The sequence below is a fragment of the Stenotrophomonas sp. STEN046 genome (assembly GCF_056759755.1).
This window is the reverse complement of sequence record NZ_JBRRDR010000002.1, coordinates 37,007-55,257: the sequence shown is the minus strand read 5'-3', so window position 1 is coordinate 55,257 and position 18,251 is coordinate 37,007. Positions and strand designations below refer to the sequence as shown.

Below are 18,251 nucleotides of genomic sequence, written 5' to 3'. Positions count from 1 at the left end.
GGATCCATGCCTGCAGTACAGGCATGGACGGCCGTCGAGTCTCGATGCGCAGGATTGCGTGAACCTTGCGCTGGCGCTGCGCGATCAGCCCCCGGCGCTGGCGCTGATCAGTGCGACGCCGATGAACTGGAAACCGCTGCCGAGAACCAGCAGTGCATGCCACAGGCGATGGTGGGCCACGCGCAGGCTGCAGAGCTGGCATAGCGCGCCCGCCAACACGGCGGCCAGCGCCACAACGGGCAGGTCGTGGGCATTCACGACCAGGGCGACCAGCAGCAATGTGCCGGCGAGCATCGTGCGGGTTGCATGCACATCCGCACGGCGCAGCAGAGCGGGAAGCGGGCGCGGCGTTGCTATCCGCCACGCGGCCAGCGCGTGCAGCGCGGCGTGCACGGCGGTGAATGCAAGTACTGCCAGAGTCATCACGGCGGATGCGCGGCGGTAGGTCGAGATCAGCAGTGCGGTGCCGGGCAGCAGCAGGAACAGCACGGCGAACAGGCGCATGAGTACGCTCGCCCGTTCGGTTTCGGCAATTGCCCGCAGCCAGTGCGGCCAGTGTGCCAGCCCGCGCGCACGCCATTCGGGCGAACGCCGGTTCCACGCAGCGGCGGTCAGGCCGGACCCATTGCGCGCGGCCGCAGCGCGTGCGGACGTGGGTGGCGGCGGAGTTCCCTGGGTCACATGCAGGCTTCCTGTCAGATCGGAACACGAGGGCACCAAAGGTGCCGTCGAGCCGATGCTGCGCAGCGAACATTGCCGCAACCTTGCCTGCTGGTGCCGTGCCCTGCACCTGGACAGCTGGCAGTCACTCCTGTCCAGATGATGTGGTCAGTGCTCCGCGTGCGGCACGCTGGTAACGCCCGGGTGCAGCGGGAACGCAACGCGGATCAAGGCGCCACCACCGGGGGCATCCAGAATCGTGACGTGGCCGCCATGACGATCGATCACCTGCCGCACCAGGTTCAGCCCAAGCCCGGCGCCGGTCTGGCGCGGACGCAGCCGCTGGAACGGCTCGAACACGCGTTCGCGCTGGTCGACCGGAATGCCGGGGCCGTCGTCCTCCACTTCCAGGCAGCTGCCCTGCACACGCACGATGATGTGGCGCCCGCCATGCTCGGCCGCATTGAGCACCAGGTTGGAGATCACCCGTTCGACCGCACCGGCTTCGCCCAGCACCGGGAAGTGCGGCTCCACCGCGACTGAAACGGTCTTCTCCGACTGGATCAGCAGCGGCGCCAGATCGGCAGCAACGCGCTTGGCCACGCGGGCCAGATTGAGGGTTTCCCTGGGGCCGTCTTCTTCCATGCGATGGAGGTCCAGCAACTGCTCGGCCAATGTCGCCAGCCGCGCGATCTCCACCGCCAGGCTGCGCGATGTGGAGTCATCGGCTGCATCGATCTTGACCCGCAGGATGGCGATGGGGGTACGCAGCTCATGGGCGGCAGCGGCAATGAAGCGGCGCTGCCGTTCGTGTCCCTCGTCCAGCCGGTCCAGCGCTTCGTTCACTGCCGTCACAAGCGGTGCGATCTCCACCGGGGCGGCAGTCTCGGTCAGGCGGATGCCGCGACGGCTGGCCGAGATGTTGCGTGCCTCCTGCGCGATGCGCTCTACACCCGCCAGGGCGCGGCGCACGATGATCGGGGTCAGGATGATGGTGGCCAGGCCCAGCAGCAGGAAGATCGGCAGGGTGATGATGTGCGCGGCCAGCGCCATCTGCCAGGTAAGCGAATCGGTTTCGCCATGGGCCATGATGGTCAGCTTGCCGGCCGGTCCGCTGTGCTGGCGGACCACCACGGCCAGGCCGTCGCTGCGATCGCGCCCGCGCAGGTCGCCATAGGGAATACCGTCCAGCGCGCCAACCAGCGAGGCATACGCCGGTGGTACATGGCCGAAGGTGACGTGGTGGCCGTGTTCGTCCTCGGCGATGAACCACGCGCCGGGAACGATCTTCAGCAGCTCGGCCAGCTCTGGCGTGTGCTCCACGTACAGTTCGCCATTGCCGTCGCGATGCACCGCTTCGGCGGCGATCGGGGCGAATGTCTGGATGGTGTAGTAGCCGCCGCTGTCGACGCGAACCAGCACCATCAGCAGGGCGAAAAATGCGATCAGCAACGCCAGCAGCTGGTAGATCAGGGTCTTGACGATCAGCGGGCGCTTCAGCGAGGGACGGCGCGCCATTACTTCGCTTCCCGCATCAGATAGCCGACGCCGCGGATGGCGTGGATCTCGACCCCGGCATCGGCATCGGCCAGCTTGCGGCGCAGGCGTGAGACATGCGAATCGAGCGTGTTGGAATGGATGCCGTCGTCGAAGCCGTACACCGCCATTTCGATCGACTCGCGCAGCACGGTGCGGCCCAGCCGTCGGGCCAGGGCGGCCAGTACCCGGATCTCGCGACGCGGCAGTTCCAGTCGCTGTCCACCCACGCTGGCCTCGCCAGAGGCTGGGTCGAACACCAGCCGGCCGATGCTGACCGGTTCCACCTGCATGCCGCTGGGGCGCCGCCCGGCCGCGCGGATCCGGGCAAACAGTTCCTCCAACGCGAAGGGCTTGGGCAGGTAGTCATCGGCGCCTTCATCCAGGCCGGCAATGCGGTCTGGCAGTTGCCCCAGCGCGCTGAGCACAATGATCGGCACTCCCGGGTTGCGCTCACGCAGCAACGAAATCAGCCCCAGTCCATCACCGTCGGGCAAGGTGCGGTCCAGCAGCACCAGATCGTGCGATCCAGAAAGAGCGGCTTCGCGGGCCAGCGACAGGGTGTTGGCCAGGTCCACCACGTAGCGCTCGCGCTGCAGGGCGGACTTCAGGGTGGCGGCCAGTTCGGCTTCGTCTTCGATCAGCAGGATGTGCATCGGCAGGGCTTGGGCGGGAAGGGGGCGCGGGAGGCGGCTCGGCACGCGCCGGCACCGTATTACAGGAACATTGCGTGAACATGGCGTGCCTTCACCGCGCGCCGGTGCGGCCATGGTGCCGCATCAGGGCGGGCAGCTGGCGCAAGGTTCGCGCAATCCGGGCACTCCAGCCTTGGCGCCCATTCGCTGATCCCCAACCCCTGGAGTACCCATGAAGTTGTTCGTCCCGCTGTTGTTCGTCGCCGCGCTGAGCGGTTGCACCACCGCCAAAATGACCGTTACCCCCGATGGTCGCCGCGGTGTTTCCATCGACTGCAGCGGCTCCAGCTCCTGGAGTGGCTGCTACGAGAAGGCCGGGCAGATGTGCCCGGGTGGCTATGTGGTCTTCAGCAAGGATGGCGACGACGGCAACGCCATCGCCGTGGGCAACAAGAACGGCTTCACCTCCACCCAGATGGCGACCCGCTCGATGCTGGTGTCCTGCTCGGGCTGACGATCGCAGCGCCGATCATCTGGCAGGGATTCATGGACATCCCGCACGCATCGGTGCACGTCGCGCCATTTTCCTGCAGATGCCCGCCACCAGCGGTTTTCAGCGGCGCGGCCATCCGCCGGCGGCGTCGCGCTTTGCCTTTGCTTCATGCCCCTGTAACACGACCATCGCTACCACGGTGGTCCCAGCGATTCCGCTGGGATCATCTGGAGACGCTGGAATGGAGTTCAGAACGTCTGTATTGCTCGTGGCCCTGATGGCCGCTCCCGCAGTTGCCCATGCTGAAGTCTGCTTTTCGCGGGACGGTTTCGTGATGACCTGTCCGAGCTTGTTGCCGCACCCGGTGAAGGCACGATTCGAAGTTGGAACGTTGCCACGCGTAGCCGGATCGCCGTCGGAAATCTACATCACCGGTGGCGGGAGGGTGGATGGCACCAGCAATTTCTACGTGTTCGCCAACGGCAAGATGCTGTGCGAGACCAGCGGCAATCTGGATGGTGGAAACACCACGCCCGTACGGCATTGCAATGGCACGATCACTGCACCCGGGACCTACGTGATCTCGGCATCACGCAGCAATAGTGGCAATTTCCTGGCCCCGGACGATGTGGTGATCAACGTCCAGTAAAACGTCTGCCATCACGGGCCCCGGGCGGTAGTTGCCGGGGCTTCGTCCAGCGTCCCGATCCGTAGGGCGCTGGGCAGGCGCTGCGCCGGGTCGGTATACGGTGTGCCGGCCAATGCCACCAGCGTTCCTGTCGCGCCGCGCACGATCAGCGGCACCATCGCCTGCCGCGGATCGCCGCTGCAGGACAGCTCGCGCAGCCCGTGTTCGTAGGCGGCCACCATCGACGCCATCAGCATCGACGCGGCCAGTCGCGCGTCGGCGTCCCCGATAGGTCGGCCCGCAGACTCAGCCATCAACTGCGCCAGGTCATCGGTCAGCAGCGCCTGTAGTTGCCGCGCATGGGCTATCAGTACCGTGCTCTGGGCCACGGTTTTCCAGAACGATGCTGCGCCGGCGTTGATCCGCAGCAATGGATGGCCGTTGTCCAGCAGTTCCCGCACCAGCGCCTGGAAGGCGGCCAGCGGCGTCATCGATGCGCGCGCGGCCATGCCTTCGCGCAGCAGCTGCCGCGCTTCCTCATCACGGTCGAACACCAGCTGTTCCTTGCTGGCGAAGTAGTTGAACACCGTCTTGCGCGACACCCCGGCGGCGTCGGCGATCTCGCTCATCGACACGGCCTCGAAGCCGCGCTCGATGATCAACCGGGTGGCGACGTCGGAAATCGCCTGGCGGGTCTCGGCTTTGCGCTGCTCGCGGCGGCCGGGCGGCGGGGTCATGGGCGGTTTACTTGTGGAAACGTACACCGAGTGTAACATTGTCGCCGCCAGAGCGCCGATCCGGTGCTCACGAGGATTTCCAATGCTGTACGACGTCGTTATCGCCGGCGCCGGCCCGGTCGGTCTGTTCCTGGCCTGCGAGCTGAGCCAGGCGGGATGTTCGGTGCTGGTGCTGGAGCAGGCCGCTTCGCCGGAGTCGCCCTTGAAGCGCCTGCCATTCGGGCTGCGCGGATTGAACGCGCCCACGCTGGAGGCGCTCGACCGGCGCGGCCTGCTGGACGCGGTGGCCGCCGGCCAGGTGCTGAAACCGGAGAAAGGCCCGCCGCCGCCGGGCACCGCGCATTGGTTGTCGCAGCCGCGCAGGCTGGGCGGGCACTTCGCGGGTATCCCGTTCGCGCTGGACAACGTCGACAGCGATCGCTGGCCCTGGCGGCTGCCCAGCCCGGTCGGCACGCAGATGGCGGTGAAATTGCAGGCGCTGGAGGCCGTGCTGGCTGAGCGCGCGCAGGCGCTGGGCGTGGTGATCCTGCGCGGCGCGGGCGTGCAGGAGGTGCAGACGAAGGTTGACGAGGTCCAGGTCGAGGCGGGCGGGCAGACCTTTCGCGGGCGCTGGCTGATCGGCTGCGATGGTGGCCGCAGCACCGTGCGCAAGCAGTGCGGTTTCAGCTTCGCCGGTACCGATCCGGAGTTCACCGGCCACTCGCTCAGCGTCGAGCTCGAGGATCCGGCGGTGCTCAGCCCGGGGCGTCACACCACCGCGCAGGGCATGTGCAACTTCAATCCGCCGGGCACGATCGCCCTGGCTGATTTCGACGGTGGCGCTGGCCATCGCCAGCCGCTCGACCGCGATACGGCACAGGCGCTGCTGCGGCGTATCTCCGGCCGTGAAGCAACGATCACCACACTACAGCTGGCCACCACCTGGACCGATGGCGCACGGCAGGCCACCGCCTATCGCCGTGGCCGCGTGCTGTTGGCAGGCGATGCCGCGCATGTGCATTCGCCGCTGGGCGGGCAGGGTCTGAACCTGGGCCTGGGGGATGCGATGAATCTGGGCTGGAAGCTCGCCGCCGTCGTGCGCGGCGCAGATGAAGCCCTGTTGGAAACCTATCAGGCCGAACGCCACCCCATCGGCGCGCGTGTGCTGGAGTGGTCGCGCGCGCAGGTTGCACTGATGCGCCCAGGCGCGGGCTCACGTGCGCTGGCCGCCATCGTGGGCGATCTGGCAGAAACGCGTGATGGCGCCACGTATCTCGCCGAGCGCGTATGGGGCGTGGGCCAACAACTGGATCTGGGCCAGGACCACCCGCTGCTCGGCCGAAGCGCGCCGGACTTCATGCTGGCCGATGGTCGCCGCACGGGCGAGCTGCTGCGGGCAGGGCTGGCCCTGCTGCTGGTGTTCGGTGCCGACGCGGGACTTTGTGCGCAGGCCGATCCGTGGCAGTCACGCATCCTCTGTGTTGCGCAGCCCGCCGCCGAGACGCTGGGCCTGGCGGCCGTGCTGATACGCCCGGATGGCATCGTGGCCTGGGCCAGTGGCAGTGACGATGGCGTGGGCCTGCAACACGCCCTGTTCCGCTGGTTGGGAGCCCCGGAACGGCAGCCGGTCAGCTGAGTGCTGGCGCAGCCGGAGCAGGCTGCGCCCGGGTTTTCAGCGGTCCTTCTTCTTGCCGCTCAGGTCCAATGGCTGGTCACTGCCTTTGCGTTCGCTCGACCAGACCTCCACGCTCCTGCCGCATCGGCTTTCGCGTGCGGCCACCTCGGGCGGCAGGTCCTTCACGTGTGGCGACTCCTGACAGGCGGCGTGCATGGCCGAGTCGTCATAGGTGGCACAGGCGCTGACCGAAGCAAGGGCGAGAGCGCCGATGGCGGCGCGGATCAGGGGCTGTAGAAGCATGCAAGGGTCTCGAGAGGGGGCCGGACTGGCCATCGAATTCAATCCGTGATCGAAGACACACGCAATTGGACTGGCAGCACTTGTTACGTTGTAACAAATGTGCCGATACCCCACGGCTGCTGCCGCCGGATCATGCGATACAGATCAGGAACACCGTCGACAGCGCCAGCATCAACACGAATACGCGTCGGCTCAGCGCAAGGCAGGTCAGGCAGGCCGCCAGCGCCCACGCTCCGAGCAGTGCGCAGCCAAGCAACCATAGGCCGGCGATCATCATCGAACCGCCGGCAGCCGTGGAAAACGCGAAGGCCTTGAACAGTGCCACGCCCAGCACGCTGCCCAGTACGCCGGCCCGCAGGGCGATGGCATCGTGGCAGGCAGGGGCGGGGTGGTGGTGCATGTGGGAAGGTCGGGCGCGGGGGGCTGGCGTGCGCAACTCTGACGCAAGCCACATCTACGTGGCGTGTTCGTCGCAGGCCTGGCCCGAATGCCGCACTGTCCCCGTCAGTGCCCGCGCTCAGTCGAACTCGCCATCCACCGCTTCCAGGCGACGCCGATATTCCGCACGGTGCTTGAACAACCGCTGGCATTCGTCCGATCTGTAGATGCGGCTGTGTGGCTCGCTGGCCACCGAATCACACATCTTGGCAATGTGGTTGCTCTCGGCCAGCTGCATCACGAAGAACACCGCGGTGATGCCAGTGCCGAGCAGCACCACGTACAGCAGGCGGCTGAGCCAGCGCGACAGCTTGCGCTCGAAGTACTGCTGCAGGGTCAGGTCGAAGCGGATGATGCTCAGCACGATCCAGATGACGCTGACCAGAAAGCAGAGCGTGGGCAGCAGGCCGCGCCAAAGGCCCGCTTCGTAAACTGTTTCGCTGTAGTGCACCGCGGCGCCGGCACCGGCGATGGCAATTGCCAAGGCCCAGTTGCGGCCCAGCGAGAGCAGGTCGTCGAGCAGCTTCTCGCGGTTCTTGGGCGGGGCAGGCACAGGGGCTGGCGCGGACGTCGGTGGCATGGCCTGCGATGGTGGCGCAGGGCCGCGGCAAAGGAAAGGGCGGGTGTTCTATAGTCCTTCGCCTGCAATCACGGGCAACAGTACATGGACATCATTCTCGATGGCGTCGAAATCGGCCACGAGCGGGACTTCCATCGGCAGCTGGCAGCCCTGCTGCGGGTTGAACAGTTCTACGGCAACAATCTCGATGCACTGTGGGATCTGCTCAGCGCCAGCGCCGAGCGCCCCCTGCACGTGATCTGGAACGATCACCAGGATTCCGCGCAGGCGATGGGCCCGCGCTTCATGCAGATCATCGACGTCTTCGAGCGCGTACGACGCCAGGACGAGGCGTCCGCACCGGGCGAACGTTTCAGCTACCAGTTGCGCTGAGGCGTGCACTGATCCAGCGTCGGTAGCGGCGCGCACGGCAGGCTGCTGCGGCCTGCGCCAGCAGCAGCGCCCATACCGGGGAGACTCTCGGCAGTGTCGGGCGGCGACGGCTCAGGCGGCCCAGCTGGTACTTCACCGCAGCCATGTGCGCGGTCGCCGCCAGCGGCTTGCTGCGCCAGTGGATCGGACGCAGCTGCGGTGCGCTTTCGCGGCCTGCTTGCCAGTGCTGCGGCAGGTCCGGCTGCAGCGCCAATGCCGTGGCAATACCGACCATCGCCACGCCGCTGTCCACTACCTGCTCGGCAACCGCACGACGACGGATGCCGCCGGTCACCATCAGTGGCATGGTCGCCACGCCCACGATGTCGCGGGCGAACTCCAGAAAGTACGCTTCCCGAGCCAGGCTGCGTCCATCGCGAACGCCGCCGGTCATTGCCGGGGATTCGTAGCTGCCACCGGAAAGCTCGACCAGGTCCACCCCCAGCGGTGCCAGCAGTTCGACCACTGCGCGCGCGTCCTCGGGCGAGAATCCGCCGCGCTGGAAATCGGCTGAATTGAGTTTCACCGCCACTGCAAATGTGGGCGACACGACTGCGCGTACGCCATGCACGATCTCCAGCAGCAGGCGCGCACGGTTGTGCAGGCTGCCGCCCCAACGATCTTCGCGCTGGTTGGACAGCGGCGACAGGAACTGGCTGAGCAGGTAACCGTGCGCGGCATGGATCTGCACACCGCTGAAGCCAGCGGCCTCGGCCAGTTCTGCGCTGCGGACGAAGCGCGCAATCACCTCTTCGATCTCGGCCCCGGTCATCGCCCGGGGCGGCGCGAACTGCCTGGAAAGTGCGCCCAGATCCAGCGCCACGGCCGAGGGTGCCAGTGTGGGCTGACCGAGCGCCGCCGGCATCTGCCGGCCAGGATGATTGATCTGCACCCACGCGTGCGCGCCAGAGGAACGGGCGCTGGCCGCCCACGCTGCGAAGCGGTCCAGATGATCGTCGTTTTCCAGGACCACGCCACCCGGGCCGGTCATCGCGCGGCCATCGACCATGACGTTGCCGGTGATGATGAGCCCTGCGCCGCCGTCGGCCCAGGCCCGGTAAAGCTGCTGCAGTGCCGTCGAAGGCGCGTGGTCGGCGTCGGCCATGTTTTCTTCCATCGCCGCCTTGGCGATGCGGTTTGGAATGACCGCGCCGGAAGGCAGGGCCAGGGGCGAGAACAGCGACATCGGACAACTCCACGTCATGGGAAAGGCGCTACGCTAACCTTCAAGTTGAATTGAAGGTCAAGCGGTGTCCCATATGAGCATTCAGACAGATGAAAATCGGTGAGCTGGCCCGGCGTACGGGCCTGACGGCGTCGCGCATCCGCTTCTATGAAAGCGCTGGGCTGCTGGTGGTGCCGCGCCAGGCCAATGGCTATCGCGACTATCCCGAGCAGGCGGTGCTGCTGCTGGAGCTGGTCACCGGTGCGCAACAGGCAGGTTTCAGCCTGGAGCAGATCCGCGCGCTGTTGCCGCCCGACACCGGCCAATGGCAGCACGATGCCCTGATCGGCATGCTGCAGCAGAAAGTGGACGAAATTGAAGCACTGCAGGCGCGCCTGGCGCAGAGCCGCGCGCATCTGCTGGCCCTGATCGAGGACATCCAGGCACGCCCGGAAGGCATCGACTGCGCGGCCAATTCGCGCCGGGTGCTGGCCAATGTGCAGCGCGGCGAAACGGGGAGTTCCGCCCTGCTGGCCAGCGATGTCGCCCTGCTGCGCCCGGCCCGTGGCCGTCGCCACGCGGGCAACGGCTGAGACATCGCGCAGCCCGTCAGTGGCTGCCGGCGGGGGCGGCCTTGCGCCGCTTGTCCAGCAGCATCGACACGCACCACAGCAGCAGGCCACCCACCGCGGTTGCAGCGCCAACGTAGCCGGTGGACGCCGGGCTGAAGCCGGCGCTGATCGCCATGCCGCCCAGCCAGGGGCCCAGTGCATTGGCGGTATTGAAGGCGGCATGGTTGGAGGCCGCAGCCAGGGTCTGCGCTTCGCCGGCCACGTCCATCAGGCGGGTCTGCAGCACCGCGGCCAGTGCGCCCATGGTGCCCACGGTGATGATCATCGGGCCGATGGTCCACACCGACTGCGCGGCCAGCGGGTACAGCAGCAGCATCACGATCGACCACACCAGCACCACGGCGGCGGCCTTGAAGTGGAACTTGTCCACCAGCCAGCCACCGGCAATGTTGCCGATGATCGCGCCGATACCAAACACACCCACCGCCAACGGCATCCACGACTCGGCCACGCCGGTCACCTGCACCAGTGTCGGTGCCAGGTAGGTGAACACGCAGAACATGCCGGCGAAGCCCACCGCGCCAATCGACAGCGCCAGCCACACCTGGGAGGTGTTGAACGCGCGCAGCTCACGCATCGGAGAGGTGCGCACCTCGTCCGGATCAGGCAGCAGGAAGCGCGCGATCATCATCACCGTTGCGATTGCCAGCAGGCTGACCAGCGCGAAGGCGGTCCGCCAGCTCAGCTGCTGGCCCAGCCAGGTGGTCAGCGGGTTGCCGACCAGGATCGCCACGGACAGGCCAAGCAGCACGCGCGACATCGCCTGCCCACGCTGGCCGGCCGGGCTGATGGCCGCTGCCACCAGCATGGCCACACCGAAGTAGGCGCCGTGCGGTAGGCCTGCAACGAAGCGCGCGATCAGCATCGTGCCGTAGTTGGGGGCCAGTGCGCTGGCCAGGTTGCCCACGGCATAGAAGCCCATCAGCGCCAGCAGCAGCCTGCGGCGCGGGAAGCTGGCGCCGACGAAGGCCAGGATCGGCGCACCGACAACCACGCCGATCGCGTAGGCACTGATCAGGTGGCCGACCTGGGTCTCGCTGATCGACAGGCCGCGGCTGATCTCCAGCATCAGGCCCATGCTGGCGAATTCGCTGGTGCCGATGGCGAAGCCGCCCAATGAAAGGGCAAGGATGATCAGGGTGCGCTGGCGTGGCGTCAGCCGCGCGGCCAGAGGGGAGTTGGGGCTCATGCGGGGACGCAAAGGGGCGGGGAAGCGCGACATTGTACTGCTGCGCTGCAGCAGGCATCACCCGGGCTGCGGTAAAACAGTGTTCGACAGGTGGTGCTGCCGGTCATGGGGCGCAACCGGTCGTCCGCATCACCTGCATGCCGTCACCACGCGCCTGCAGGCATCATCAGATGCTGCAGGAACGTGTCTGGCGTCCATCAAGGAGATGAAACATGCAGGAATACACGCATCAACTGGAACTGCGCGGTCGCTTCCGACTGGTAGCGGTGACCCACGAGCCGGTGTACGCTCCGGGCGATGTGGTTGGCCATGCGGTCATCGTTGACGATGGGGAACGCGTGACCGACCTGATGTCGCTGGCCGAAGCGCGTCGGTACCTGGAGGTACTGGAGCGCGAAGAGGGCGTCGAGCCTGGGCTGGAGAATGAAACCAACCTGCGGAAGAAGGTGTCGCAACGACGCCGCCGCTAAGCCGTCGCGCCCTCGGGCGCATCATGGAGGATTCGGGTGTCGCCCAGTAAGAAGTATCTGATCATCGCCATCATCACGTTGGCGACCCTGCTGCTCGGGTTCGTGTTTTCCGGTTACCTGACGCTGCTGCTGCTTGGCCTGGATACCAAGCTGTTCACCTGGAATACCTACTACCAGTATTTCAACGCCATCGGCCAGCCGCAGGTCGCCCCGTTCGTGGGCAAGATCAAGTGGGCCGGCTACCTTGGCTTCGGCCTGCCGCTGCTGGTGCTGGCCATCGTCGGTCTGGTGCTGCTGCTGAAGAAGGACAAGCGCTCGTTGCATGGCGATGCACGCTTTGCCACCAGTGCCGATCTGGCCAAGCACGGCATGTTCAAGAAGGGGAGCCAGAGCATCGTGGTCGGCAGCCACGGTGGCAAGCTGGTGCGCCTGGACGGCCAGCAGTTCGTCATCCTGGCCGCGCCGACCCGCTCCGGCAAGGGTGTCGGTGTGGTCATCCCGAACCTGCTGGAGTACGGCGAATCGCTGGTGGTGCTGGACATCAAGCAGGAAAATTTCGACCTGACCAGTGGTTGGCGCGCCAGCCAGGGGCAGGAGATCTACCTGTTCAATCCTTTCGCCGAAGACCGTCGCACCCATCGCTGGAACCCGCTCAGCTACGTCTCCGACGACCCCGCCTTCCGGGTCTCGGACCTGATGAGCATCGGTGCGATGCTCTATCCCGATGGCTCCGAAGACCAGAAGTTCTGGATCAGCCAGGCGCGCAACGCCTTCATCGCCTTCACCCTGTACCTGTTCGAGAACTGGGATGACGAGCGCAGCAGCGGATTCCCGGGCGGGCAGGGCACGCCGACGCTGGGCGCGGTGTACCGCCTGTCTTCCGGCGACGGCACCGACCTGAAGAAGTTCCTCAAGAGCCTGTCCGAGCGGCCGTTCCTGAGCAGCAATGCGCGCTCGGCGTTTGCCAACATGCTGTCGCAGGCCGATGAAACCTTCGCTTCGATCCTGGGTACGTTCAAGGAACCGCTGAACCCCTGGATCAATCCGGTGCTGGACAAGGCCACCAGCACCAATGACTTCCTGCTCACCGACGTGCGCAAGAAGAAGATGACCATCTACATCGGCATCCAGCCCAACAAGCTGGCCGAGAGCCGGTTGATCATCAACCTGTTCTTCAGCCAGCTGATCAACCTCAATACCAAGGAACTGCCCAAGTCCAATCCGGACCTGAAGTACCAGTGCCTGCTGCTGATGGACGAATTCACCTCCATCGGCAAGGTCGAGATCATCGCCTCGGCGGTGTCCTACATGGCCGGTTACAACGTGCGCCTGCTGCCGATCATCCAGAGCATGTCGCAGCTTGACGCGACCTATGGCCGCGAAGTCTCGCGCACCATCATCACCAACCATGCGCTGCAGATCCTCTACGCCCCGCGCGAGCAGCAGGATGCCAACGACTATTCGGACATGCTGGGCTACACCACCATCCGCAAGAAGAACGTCACCCACGCGCGTGAAAAGACCCACAGCTTCACCGAAGAGCGCCGCGCGCTGATGCTGCCGCAGGAACTAAAGGCGATGGGGCCGGACAAGGAAGTTTTCCTCTACGAAGGCATACCGCACCCGGTGAAGTGCGACAAGATCCGCTATTACAAGGATCGCTATTTCACGTCACGTCTACTGCCAAAGGTTGACGTGCCGATGCTTGATGTCTAACTTGCAGACTTGAAAGTGTGACGGATGCACGCATTCATGGAAGTGAATTAGTGAAGTGCGTCAAAGAAGCGCCATACGTTGGTCGAAATTCAGACTTGTCTGACATCGAATTGACGCGCAGTTGTGCGACTCTATGCGTGGCTTGCGGATCTGTGTGATTCGTCATGCTTTCAAGAGTGGCCAGGAGTTTCAGCCATGGGAACAGGGATGGTTCCGACGTTGGTGAGGGTGTGTGAGAGGGGCCTCGGATGAGGTTGCTCCACGCGACTTGGTTGGCAGCTTTCGAGCTGCAGGGGAACCGTGCCCATGTGCTGTTAAGCAGTGCATTCGCTACGTTTCCGGCGTGCATCGCGCAGTGCCGGACGACCAAGGGACCAACATCGGGACTGCTTTTTCGTACGTCAAAGTGAAGCCCGTATGAATCAGGCGTTTATTGCAAAAATGTCCATCGCCGCAGTGGCGGCGCTGATGGTGGCAGGTTGTGCTACCAAGCCCGCACCCGACTTCGGGGGACGCTGGAAGCCGGTCAACCGTTTCGCGACGGCTCCGACCGAGATTCCGCTGTACTCCAGTTACGTCTATCAGGCATCGCCGATGGATCGCACGCTGAAGGCCATGCTCGAGCGTTGGGCCAAGGATTCCGGCCGCACGCTGGACTATCGCCTCAGTTCGGATTTTACCCTGTACGGCGCGGTGTCTGAAATCGACACCACCAACGCGCAGCAGGCCGTGATCGATCTCACGGCAGCGTATGCGGCACAGGGCGTTTCCGTCTCCATCGTCGGCAATCAGATCGTCGTGCAGAGCGCTGGATCGACGCCGACCGCGTCGGCCCAGGATCCCGAAGCCAGCAGCGGCAGCTGAGGCCGCACCGAAATCATCGAACGTGCTGCACCCCGCGCTTGGCGCAGGGGCGCCACGCCCATTGATGTTTCAGCAGTACGGAAGAACCCATGTTCCGCAAGAAGGATGCAGGCAACAGCCCCAAGGTCGAGCAGTCGGTCGCCAAGGCGGTCAGCTACGAGATCACCGTGGCCGACATGGCCCGGCGCAGCGAACGTCGCGCCTGGTGGGTCGCCACAGGCTCGTTGCTGATGTCGCTGGCGTTGGCCGGTGGCTACTACTACATGCTGCCGCTGAAGGAGAAGGTGCCGTTCCTGGTGATGGCCGATGCGTATACCGGCACGGCTACGGTTGCGCGTCTACGCGGCACGTTCCAGGGCGAGACCATCACCGCCAACGAAGCTATCAATCGCAGCAACGTCGCCCAATACGTGCTGGCACGGGAGTCCTACGACTCGGCGGTGATGGGTCTGCGTGACTGGGAGCTGGTGTTTGTCATGTCCAGCAGTCCGGTGGCACAGAGCATGCGTCAGCGCTATGCCGGCAACAATCCGCAGAATCCCTTCGTGATGTACGGGCGTGAAAAGGCCATCCGGGTCAAGATTCTCAGCATCACGCCCTTGGGCGCCGAAGCGAACGGCAGCTTCCGCGGGGCATCGGTGCGCATCCAGCGAAGCCTGTTGGACAAACGCTCCGGTGCAGCCAGTTACCTGGACAACCAGCTGGTAACGATGCGCTTCGAGTACAACCAGAACCTGGCGCTGTCCGAGCAGGATCGTGTGCTCAACCCGCTGGCGTTCCAGGTCACCGAGTACCGCGTCGACAACGATTACGCACGTGGCGTGCCGGTGCCGGACGATGGCGCGATGCAGGCGCAGGCGCAGCAGGCCGCGCAGCAGGCACAGGGCATCTACGATCCGAACAACCCCGCCGCGGCAACCATGATTGATCCTGCAACGGGCCAGCCTGTAGCAGTGCCAGTCAATGAGCAGGGGCAACCGATGCAGGGCCAGCCCATACAGGGACAACCGATGCAGGGGCAACCGATGCAGCAGGGGCAGACCATGCAGCCGGCGCCGAACAATTCCACCGGAAATGCTGATGGAGCAAGCAACCGATGAGTAGTCGAAAAGTAAGGGGGAGCGCATTGGCGCTGCTGTCGTTGCTGTCGCTGGTGTTTTCCGCTGCGGCGATGGCACAGGCGGTAGACCACTACGAGTATGAGAAGGACCGCATCTATCCGGTTCGCACCGGCCTGGGTCTGACCACCCAGATCGAGTTGAGCCCGAACGAAAAGATCCTCGACTACAGCACCGGCTTCAGCAGCGGCTGGGAGCTGACCCGCCGCGAGAACGTGTTCTACATCAAGCCGAAAAACGTCGATGTCGACACCAACATGATGGTGCGCACCGAGACCCATTCGTACATCTTCGAACTGAAGGTGGTGGCGACCGATTGGCGCCAGCTCGAGCAGGCCCGTCGTGCCGGCGTGCAGTACAAGATTGCTTTCAGCTACCCGAACGACACCGTGTTCGGTGTTGCCCAGGAGGCCGTGGAGGAAGAGGCACAGCCGCTGTTGAGCACGGAGTTGGCCAAGGATCGCCAGTACAACTTCAACTACTCCTATTCGACCAGCAAGGCGAAGAAAATGGGGTGGCTGATTCCGGTCAATGCGTACGACGATGGTCGTTTCACCTACCTGAAACTTCCGAACTCGCCGGAGTACAAGACCGGCATTTTCCCGGCCGTGTTCGGTCGTGAGAAAGAGTACGGCGAGGATTTCGTGGTCAACACCACCGTTGAAGGCAACACCTTGATCGTCCACGGGACCTACCCGTACCTGGTCATCCGCCACGGCGATTTCGTCGTTGGTCTGCGAAGGAACGTGAAGAAATGAGCCAGCAGAACACTCCCGGAAGCGATCCAAACAACGGGCGCGACGACAGCCAGAGCCCGTACGGCAGCGTTTCTGGCGCTGCGCCCGAGGCGTCTTCCAATCCCTATTTCGGCAACACCCAGGCCGGCCCTGCGCCGGATCTGGACGCTGGTGCACCGCAGCTGCGCTCGGCCGAGGAGCAACGCCTGAACCGCAAGGCGCTGCTGTTCCTGGGCGGCATCGTGGTGCTGCTGGTGGCCATGGGCTTCCTGCTGTTCCGCAAGGGGCAGGAAGACAAGGATTCCGGCTCCAAGGTTCCGGAAGTGGCACGTGCCACCACTCCGACCCTGCCCAACGTGGGGGCAGACAATCCGGCCACGGCACCGATTCCGGTGGCCCAGCCGCTGCCGTTGCTGCCAGAGGAGCCGGTGGGGCCGACACGCGCACCGTCACCGCTGAGCATGAGCGAGAGCGAAGGGCCGCGTGGCCCGACCCTGGCCGAGCGCCGCATGGGCGTGGGTAGCGGAGGCTTCGTTGGTAACGGCGATGCCGTGGAAGGCCAGGCTGCACAGGGCGATGAGCTGACCCGTACCCTGCAGATGCAGGCGGCGATGATGGGCGGGCAGGCGGGCGCGCCAGCCAAGGTACGTCGCGGGCCCGATGTGGAGGATGTGTCCAACGCCAGCTACATCCGCAGCCCGGATGCCTTGCTGGTACGCGGTACTTATCTGCGCTGCGTTCTGGAAACCCGCATCATCACCGATATCGCCGGCTATACCTCCTGCCTGGTGACCGAGCCGGTCTATTCGATCAACGGCCGTAACCTGCTGCTGCCGAAGGGTTCGAAGATCTACGGTGCGTACGGTGGCGGCCCGACTGGCAAGCGCGTTGAAGTCATCTGGGATCGCATCACCACCCCGAATGGTATCGACGTTGCCATGTCGAGCCCTGGCGTGGACCAGTTGGGTGGCGCCGGTCACCCGGGCCAGTACAGCGCTCACTGGGCAAGCCGCATCGGTTCGGCGCTGATGATCAGCCTGATTGCGGATGCGTTCAAGTACGCCGCCGCAGAGCATGGTCCGGAGTCGACCACCGTCGCCAGCAATGGCTTCGCCGTCCGTTCGCCCTATGAGAGCGCTACCGCACGCACCATGGAGCGTCTGGCCAATGAGGCCCTTAGCGAAGGTCGTCGTCCGCCGACTGTCACCATCAACCAAGGCACGATCGTGAATGTCTACGTCGCAAAGGACGTCGATTTCACCAGCGTGCTGAACCCGCGCCGGTAAACCAGAACGATCATGGACGCCGAAGTGTCACCTCTCGCCCTCGTCTCCAGCGATTTCCTGCGCTATCAGTACGAAGTGCTGGGCATCGCCGAGTACATGACTTCGCCTGACGTGACGGAAATCTGCATCAACCGTCCGGGCGAGCTGTACCTGGAGACGCGTGCAGGGTGGCAGCAGGTGGATGTGCCGGGCCTGACGTTCGAACGGGCCCGGCAGTTCTGCACCGCGGTGGTCAACGAGAGCAACACCGGCCAGCGCATCACCGATGCCGACCCGGTTGTGTCGCTGACCTTCCCGACCGGACAGCGTGCGCAGTTCGTGATCCCGCCGGCCTGCGATGCGGGCAAGGTGTCGATCACCATCCGTCTGCCGTCCAAGCACACCAAGTCGCTCACCCAGTATCACGAGGATGGCTTCTTCAACCAGATCCTCGAGCAGGATGGTGGGGTCAGCGAGCAGGATCGCGAACTGCTGGAGTTGCGCCATTCGCGCGAGTACGCCGAGTTCTTCCGGCGCGCGGTGATGTACCGCAAAAACATCGTGGTATCCGGTGCGACCGGCAGCGGCAAGACGACCTTCATGAAAGCGTTGGTCAATCATATCCCGGACAGCGAACGTCTGGTCACGATCGAAGATGCACGCGAACTGTTTCTGACCCAACCCAATGTCGTGCACCTGCTGTATTCCAAGGGCGGGCAGAGTGCCAGCAACGTGACGGCCAAGAGCTGCATGGAAGCGTGCCTGCGCATGAAGCCTGAGCGGATCATCCTGGCCGAGTTGCGCGGCGATGAAGCGTTCTACTTCATTCGAAACTGCGCTTCGGGTCACCCCGGCTCGATCACCAGCTGCCATGCGGGCAGCCCGGAACAGACGTGGGATCAGCTTGCTCTGATGGTAAAGGCCTCGACCGAAGGTTCGGGGCTCGAATTCAACGTCATCAAGCGACTGTTGATGATGACCATCGATATCGTGGTGCATATCAAGGCGCATGCAGGCTCGCGCTACATCACCGGTATCGATTTCAACCCTGGGCGTGCCCAGGGGCAGGAGGGCTGAGCG

Annotated in this window: 21 protein-coding genes; 12 read left to right on the top strand and 9 right to left on the bottom strand. The window is 64.8% G+C overall.

What is annotated here, in order from left to right:
- Nucleotides 1-84 precede the first annotated feature (84 nt).
- The 3 genes from ACVOLJ_RS01590 to ACVOLJ_RS01580 form a co-directional block, all read right to left on the bottom strand.
- On the bottom strand, nt 85-681 hold the full coding sequence (locus ACVOLJ_RS01590) for a hypothetical protein (protein WP_475280535.1): 597 nt from the start codon (nt 679-681) through the stop codon (nt 85-87).
- 147 nt (nt 682-828) lie between these two features.
- Nucleotides 829-2,178 (bottom strand): sensor histidine kinase, encoded by a 1,350-nt coding sequence (locus ACVOLJ_RS01585; protein WP_475280534.1) that lies wholly within the window; start codon nt 2,176-2,178, stop codon nt 829-831.
- Nucleotides 2,178-2,852 carry a response regulator transcription factor gene (locus ACVOLJ_RS01580; RefSeq protein ID WP_475280533.1) on the bottom strand — a complete coding sequence of 225 codons (675 nt, stop codon included), beginning with the start codon at nt 2,850-2,852 and terminating at the stop codon, nt 2,178-2,180. Before ACVOLJ_RS01580 ends, ACVOLJ_RS01585 begins: the two co-directional genes overlap by 1 nt.
- Before the next feature lie 211 nt (nt 2,853-3,063).
- Between ACVOLJ_RS01580 and ACVOLJ_RS01575 the strand changes: the two genes are divergently transcribed.
- Complete coding sequence (locus ACVOLJ_RS01575; protein WP_475280532.1) at nt 3,064-3,345, top strand: hypothetical protein; 282 nt, start codon at nt 3,064-3,066, stop codon at nt 3,343-3,345.
- Nucleotides 3,346-3,424: 79 nt separating this feature from the next.
- Nucleotides 3,425-3,973, top strand: a complete 549-nt coding sequence (locus ACVOLJ_RS01570; protein WP_475280531.1) for a hypothetical protein — start codon at nt 3,425-3,427, stop codon at nt 3,971-3,973.
- An 11-nt stretch (nt 3,974-3,984) separates the two neighbouring features.
- Here ACVOLJ_RS01570 and ACVOLJ_RS01565 read toward each other — a convergent pair whose 3' ends face one another.
- Nucleotides 3,985-4,689: a TetR/AcrR family transcriptional regulator gene (locus tag ACVOLJ_RS01565; protein WP_481563281.1), complete on the bottom strand. Its 705-nt coding sequence runs from the start codon at nt 4,687-4,689 to the stop codon at nt 3,985-3,987.
- 82 nt (nt 4,690-4,771) lie between these two features.
- Between ACVOLJ_RS01565 and ACVOLJ_RS01560 the strand changes: the two genes are divergently transcribed.
- The gene (locus tag ACVOLJ_RS01560; RefSeq protein WP_481563280.1) at nt 4,772-6,304 is read left to right on the top strand and encodes an FAD-dependent monooxygenase; all 1,533 of its coding nucleotides are present in this window, start codon (nt 4,772-4,774) and stop codon (nt 6,302-6,304) included.
- Between the two features lie 36 nt (nt 6,305-6,340).
- Here ACVOLJ_RS01560 and ACVOLJ_RS01555 read toward each other — a convergent pair whose 3' ends face one another.
- The 3 genes from ACVOLJ_RS01555 to ACVOLJ_RS01545 form a co-directional block, all read right to left on the bottom strand.
- Nucleotides 6,341-6,586 carry a hypothetical protein gene (locus ACVOLJ_RS01555; RefSeq protein ID WP_481563279.1) on the bottom strand — a complete coding sequence of 82 codons (246 nt, stop codon included), beginning with the start codon at nt 6,584-6,586 and terminating at the stop codon, nt 6,341-6,343.
- A gap of 130 nt (nt 6,587-6,716) precedes the next feature.
- Nucleotides 6,717-6,986 (bottom strand): hypothetical protein, encoded by a 270-nt coding sequence (locus ACVOLJ_RS01550; protein WP_481563278.1) that lies wholly within the window; start codon nt 6,984-6,986, stop codon nt 6,717-6,719.
- Nucleotides 6,987-7,103: 117 nt separating this feature from the next.
- Nucleotides 7,104-7,577 carry a hypothetical protein gene (locus ACVOLJ_RS01545; RefSeq protein ID WP_481563277.1) on the bottom strand — a complete coding sequence of 158 codons (474 nt, stop codon included), beginning with the start codon at nt 7,575-7,577 and terminating at the stop codon, nt 7,104-7,106.
- 111 nt (nt 7,578-7,688) lie between these two features.
- Here ACVOLJ_RS01545 and ACVOLJ_RS01540 point away from each other — a divergent pair, with 111 nt between their 5' ends.
- Complete coding sequence (locus ACVOLJ_RS01540) at nt 7,689-7,976, top strand: barstar family protein (protein WP_475280525.1); 288 nt, start codon at nt 7,689-7,691, stop codon at nt 7,974-7,976.
- On the opposite strand, the gene ACVOLJ_RS01535 is transcribed toward ACVOLJ_RS01540, so the two are convergent.
- Entirely contained in the window at nt 7,957-9,201 is a 1,245-nt protein-coding gene (locus tag ACVOLJ_RS01535; RefSeq protein ID WP_481563276.1) for an NADH:flavin oxidoreductase/NADH oxidase family protein, read from the bottom strand. The two genes, ACVOLJ_RS01540 and ACVOLJ_RS01535, sit on opposite strands and share 20 nt — an antisense overlap.
- Before the next feature lie 89 nt (nt 9,202-9,290).
- On the opposite strand from ACVOLJ_RS01535, the gene ACVOLJ_RS01530 reads away from it, so the two are divergent.
- Nucleotides 9,291-9,773 carry a MerR family transcriptional regulator gene (locus ACVOLJ_RS01530; protein WP_481563275.1) on the top strand — a complete coding sequence of 161 codons (483 nt, stop codon included), beginning with the start codon at nt 9,291-9,293 and terminating at the stop codon, nt 9,771-9,773.
- A gap of 16 nt (nt 9,774-9,789) precedes the next feature.
- Here ACVOLJ_RS01530 and ACVOLJ_RS01525 read toward each other — a convergent pair whose 3' ends face one another.
- Complete coding sequence (locus ACVOLJ_RS01525; RefSeq protein WP_481563274.1) at nt 9,790-11,001, bottom strand: MFS transporter; 1,212 nt, start codon at nt 10,999-11,001, stop codon at nt 9,790-9,792.
- Nucleotides 11,002-11,213: 212 nt separating this feature from the next.
- On the opposite strand from ACVOLJ_RS01525, the gene ACVOLJ_RS01520 reads away from it, so the two are divergent.
- From ACVOLJ_RS01520 to virB11, 7 genes are all read left to right on the top strand, one after another.
- Complete coding sequence (locus tag ACVOLJ_RS01520; RefSeq protein WP_475280521.1) at nt 11,214-11,471, top strand: hypothetical protein; 258 nt, start codon at nt 11,214-11,216, stop codon at nt 11,469-11,471.
- A gap of 36 nt (nt 11,472-11,507) precedes the next feature.
- Nucleotides 11,508-13,187 carry a type IV secretory system conjugative DNA transfer family protein gene (locus ACVOLJ_RS01515; RefSeq protein ID WP_481563273.1) on the top strand — a complete coding sequence of 560 codons (1,680 nt, stop codon included), beginning with the start codon at nt 11,508-11,510 and terminating at the stop codon, nt 13,185-13,187.
- Between the two features lie 417 nt (nt 13,188-13,604).
- Nucleotides 13,605-14,051, top strand: a complete 447-nt coding sequence (locus ACVOLJ_RS01510) for a hypothetical protein (protein ID WP_025878721.1) — start codon at nt 13,605-13,607, stop codon at nt 14,049-14,051.
- Nucleotides 14,052-14,140: 89 nt separating this feature from the next.
- Nucleotides 14,141-15,151 (top strand): VirB8 family type IV secretion system protein, encoded by a 1,011-nt coding sequence (locus ACVOLJ_RS01505; RefSeq protein ID WP_475280519.1) that lies wholly within the window; start codon nt 14,141-14,143, stop codon nt 15,149-15,151.
- Nucleotides 15,148-15,927 (top strand): TrbG/VirB9 family P-type conjugative transfer protein, encoded by a 780-nt coding sequence (locus ACVOLJ_RS01500; RefSeq protein WP_475280518.1) that lies wholly within the window; start codon nt 15,148-15,150, stop codon nt 15,925-15,927. The genes ACVOLJ_RS01505 and ACVOLJ_RS01500 overlap by 4 nt, the downstream gene beginning before the upstream one ends.
- Complete coding sequence (locus tag ACVOLJ_RS01495) at nt 15,924-17,192, top strand: TrbI/VirB10 family protein (RefSeq protein WP_475280517.1); 1,269 nt, start codon at nt 15,924-15,926, stop codon at nt 17,190-17,192. The genes ACVOLJ_RS01500 and ACVOLJ_RS01495 overlap by 4 nt, the downstream gene beginning before the upstream one ends.
- Before the next feature lie 12 nt (nt 17,193-17,204).
- Complete coding sequence (gene virB11 / locus ACVOLJ_RS01490) at nt 17,205-18,248, top strand: P-type DNA transfer ATPase VirB11 (protein ID WP_475280516.1); 1,044 nt, start codon at nt 17,205-17,207, stop codon at nt 18,246-18,248.
- Nucleotides 18,249-18,251: the final 3 nt, after the last annotated feature.

What these genes read in the sequence shown, in the direction of transcription:
- ACVOLJ_RS01585 (WP_475280534.1), bottom strand. Translation starts at nt 2,178, where the DNA reads ATGGCGCGCCGTCCCTCGCTGAAGCGCCCGCTGATCGTCAAGACCCTG.
- ACVOLJ_RS01580 (WP_475280533.1), bottom strand. Translation starts at nt 2,852, where the DNA reads ATGCACATCCTGCTGATCGAAGACGAAGCCGAACTGGCCGCCACCCTG.
- ACVOLJ_RS01575 (WP_475280532.1), top strand. Translation starts at nt 3,064, where the DNA reads ATGAAGTTGTTCGTCCCGCTGTTGTTCGTCGCCGCGCTGAGCGGTTGC.
- ACVOLJ_RS01570 (WP_475280531.1), top strand. Translation starts at nt 3,425, where the DNA reads ATGCCCGCCACCAGCGGTTTTCAGCGGCGCGGCCATCCGCCGGCGGCG.
- ACVOLJ_RS01565 (WP_481563281.1), bottom strand. Translation starts at nt 4,689, where the DNA reads ATGACCCCGCCGCCCGGCCGCCGCGAGCAGCGCAAAGCCGAGACCCGC.
- ACVOLJ_RS01560 (WP_481563280.1), top strand. Translation starts at nt 4,772, where the DNA reads ATGCTGTACGACGTCGTTATCGCCGGCGCCGGCCCGGTCGGTCTGTTC.
- ACVOLJ_RS01555 (WP_481563279.1), bottom strand. Translation starts at nt 6,586, where the DNA reads ATGCTTCTACAGCCCCTGATCCGCGCCGCCATCGGCGCTCTCGCCCTT.
- ACVOLJ_RS01550 (WP_481563278.1), bottom strand. Translation starts at nt 6,986, where the DNA reads ATGCACCACCACCCCGCCCCTGCCTGCCACGATGCCATCGCCCTGCGG.
- ACVOLJ_RS01540 (WP_475280525.1), top strand. Translation starts at nt 7,689, where the DNA reads ATGGACATCATTCTCGATGGCGTCGAAATCGGCCACGAGCGGGACTTC.
- ACVOLJ_RS01535 (WP_481563276.1), bottom strand. Translation starts at nt 9,201, where the DNA reads ATGTCGCTGTTCTCGCCCCTGGCCCTGCCTTCCGGCGCGGTCATTCCA.
- ACVOLJ_RS01530 (WP_481563275.1), top strand. Translation starts at nt 9,291, where the DNA reads ATGAAAATCGGTGAGCTGGCCCGGCGTACGGGCCTGACGGCGTCGCGC.
- ACVOLJ_RS01525 (WP_481563274.1), bottom strand. Translation starts at nt 11,001, where the DNA reads ATGAGCCCCAACTCCCCTCTGGCCGCGCGGCTGACGCCACGCCAGCGC.
- ACVOLJ_RS01520 (WP_475280521.1), top strand. Translation starts at nt 11,214, where the DNA reads ATGCAGGAATACACGCATCAACTGGAACTGCGCGGTCGCTTCCGACTG.
- ACVOLJ_RS01510 (WP_025878721.1), top strand. Translation starts at nt 13,605, where the DNA reads ATGAATCAGGCGTTTATTGCAAAAATGTCCATCGCCGCAGTGGCGGCG.
- ACVOLJ_RS01505 (WP_475280519.1), top strand. Translation starts at nt 14,141, where the DNA reads ATGTTCCGCAAGAAGGATGCAGGCAACAGCCCCAAGGTCGAGCAGTCG.
- ACVOLJ_RS01500 (WP_475280518.1), top strand. Translation starts at nt 15,148, where the DNA reads ATGAGTAGTCGAAAAGTAAGGGGGAGCGCATTGGCGCTGCTGTCGTTG.
- ACVOLJ_RS01495 (WP_475280517.1), top strand. Translation starts at nt 15,924, where the DNA reads ATGAGCCAGCAGAACACTCCCGGAAGCGATCCAAACAACGGGCGCGAC.
- virB11 (WP_475280516.1), top strand. Translation starts at nt 17,205, where the DNA reads ATGGACGCCGAAGTGTCACCTCTCGCCCTCGTCTCCAGCGATTTCCTG.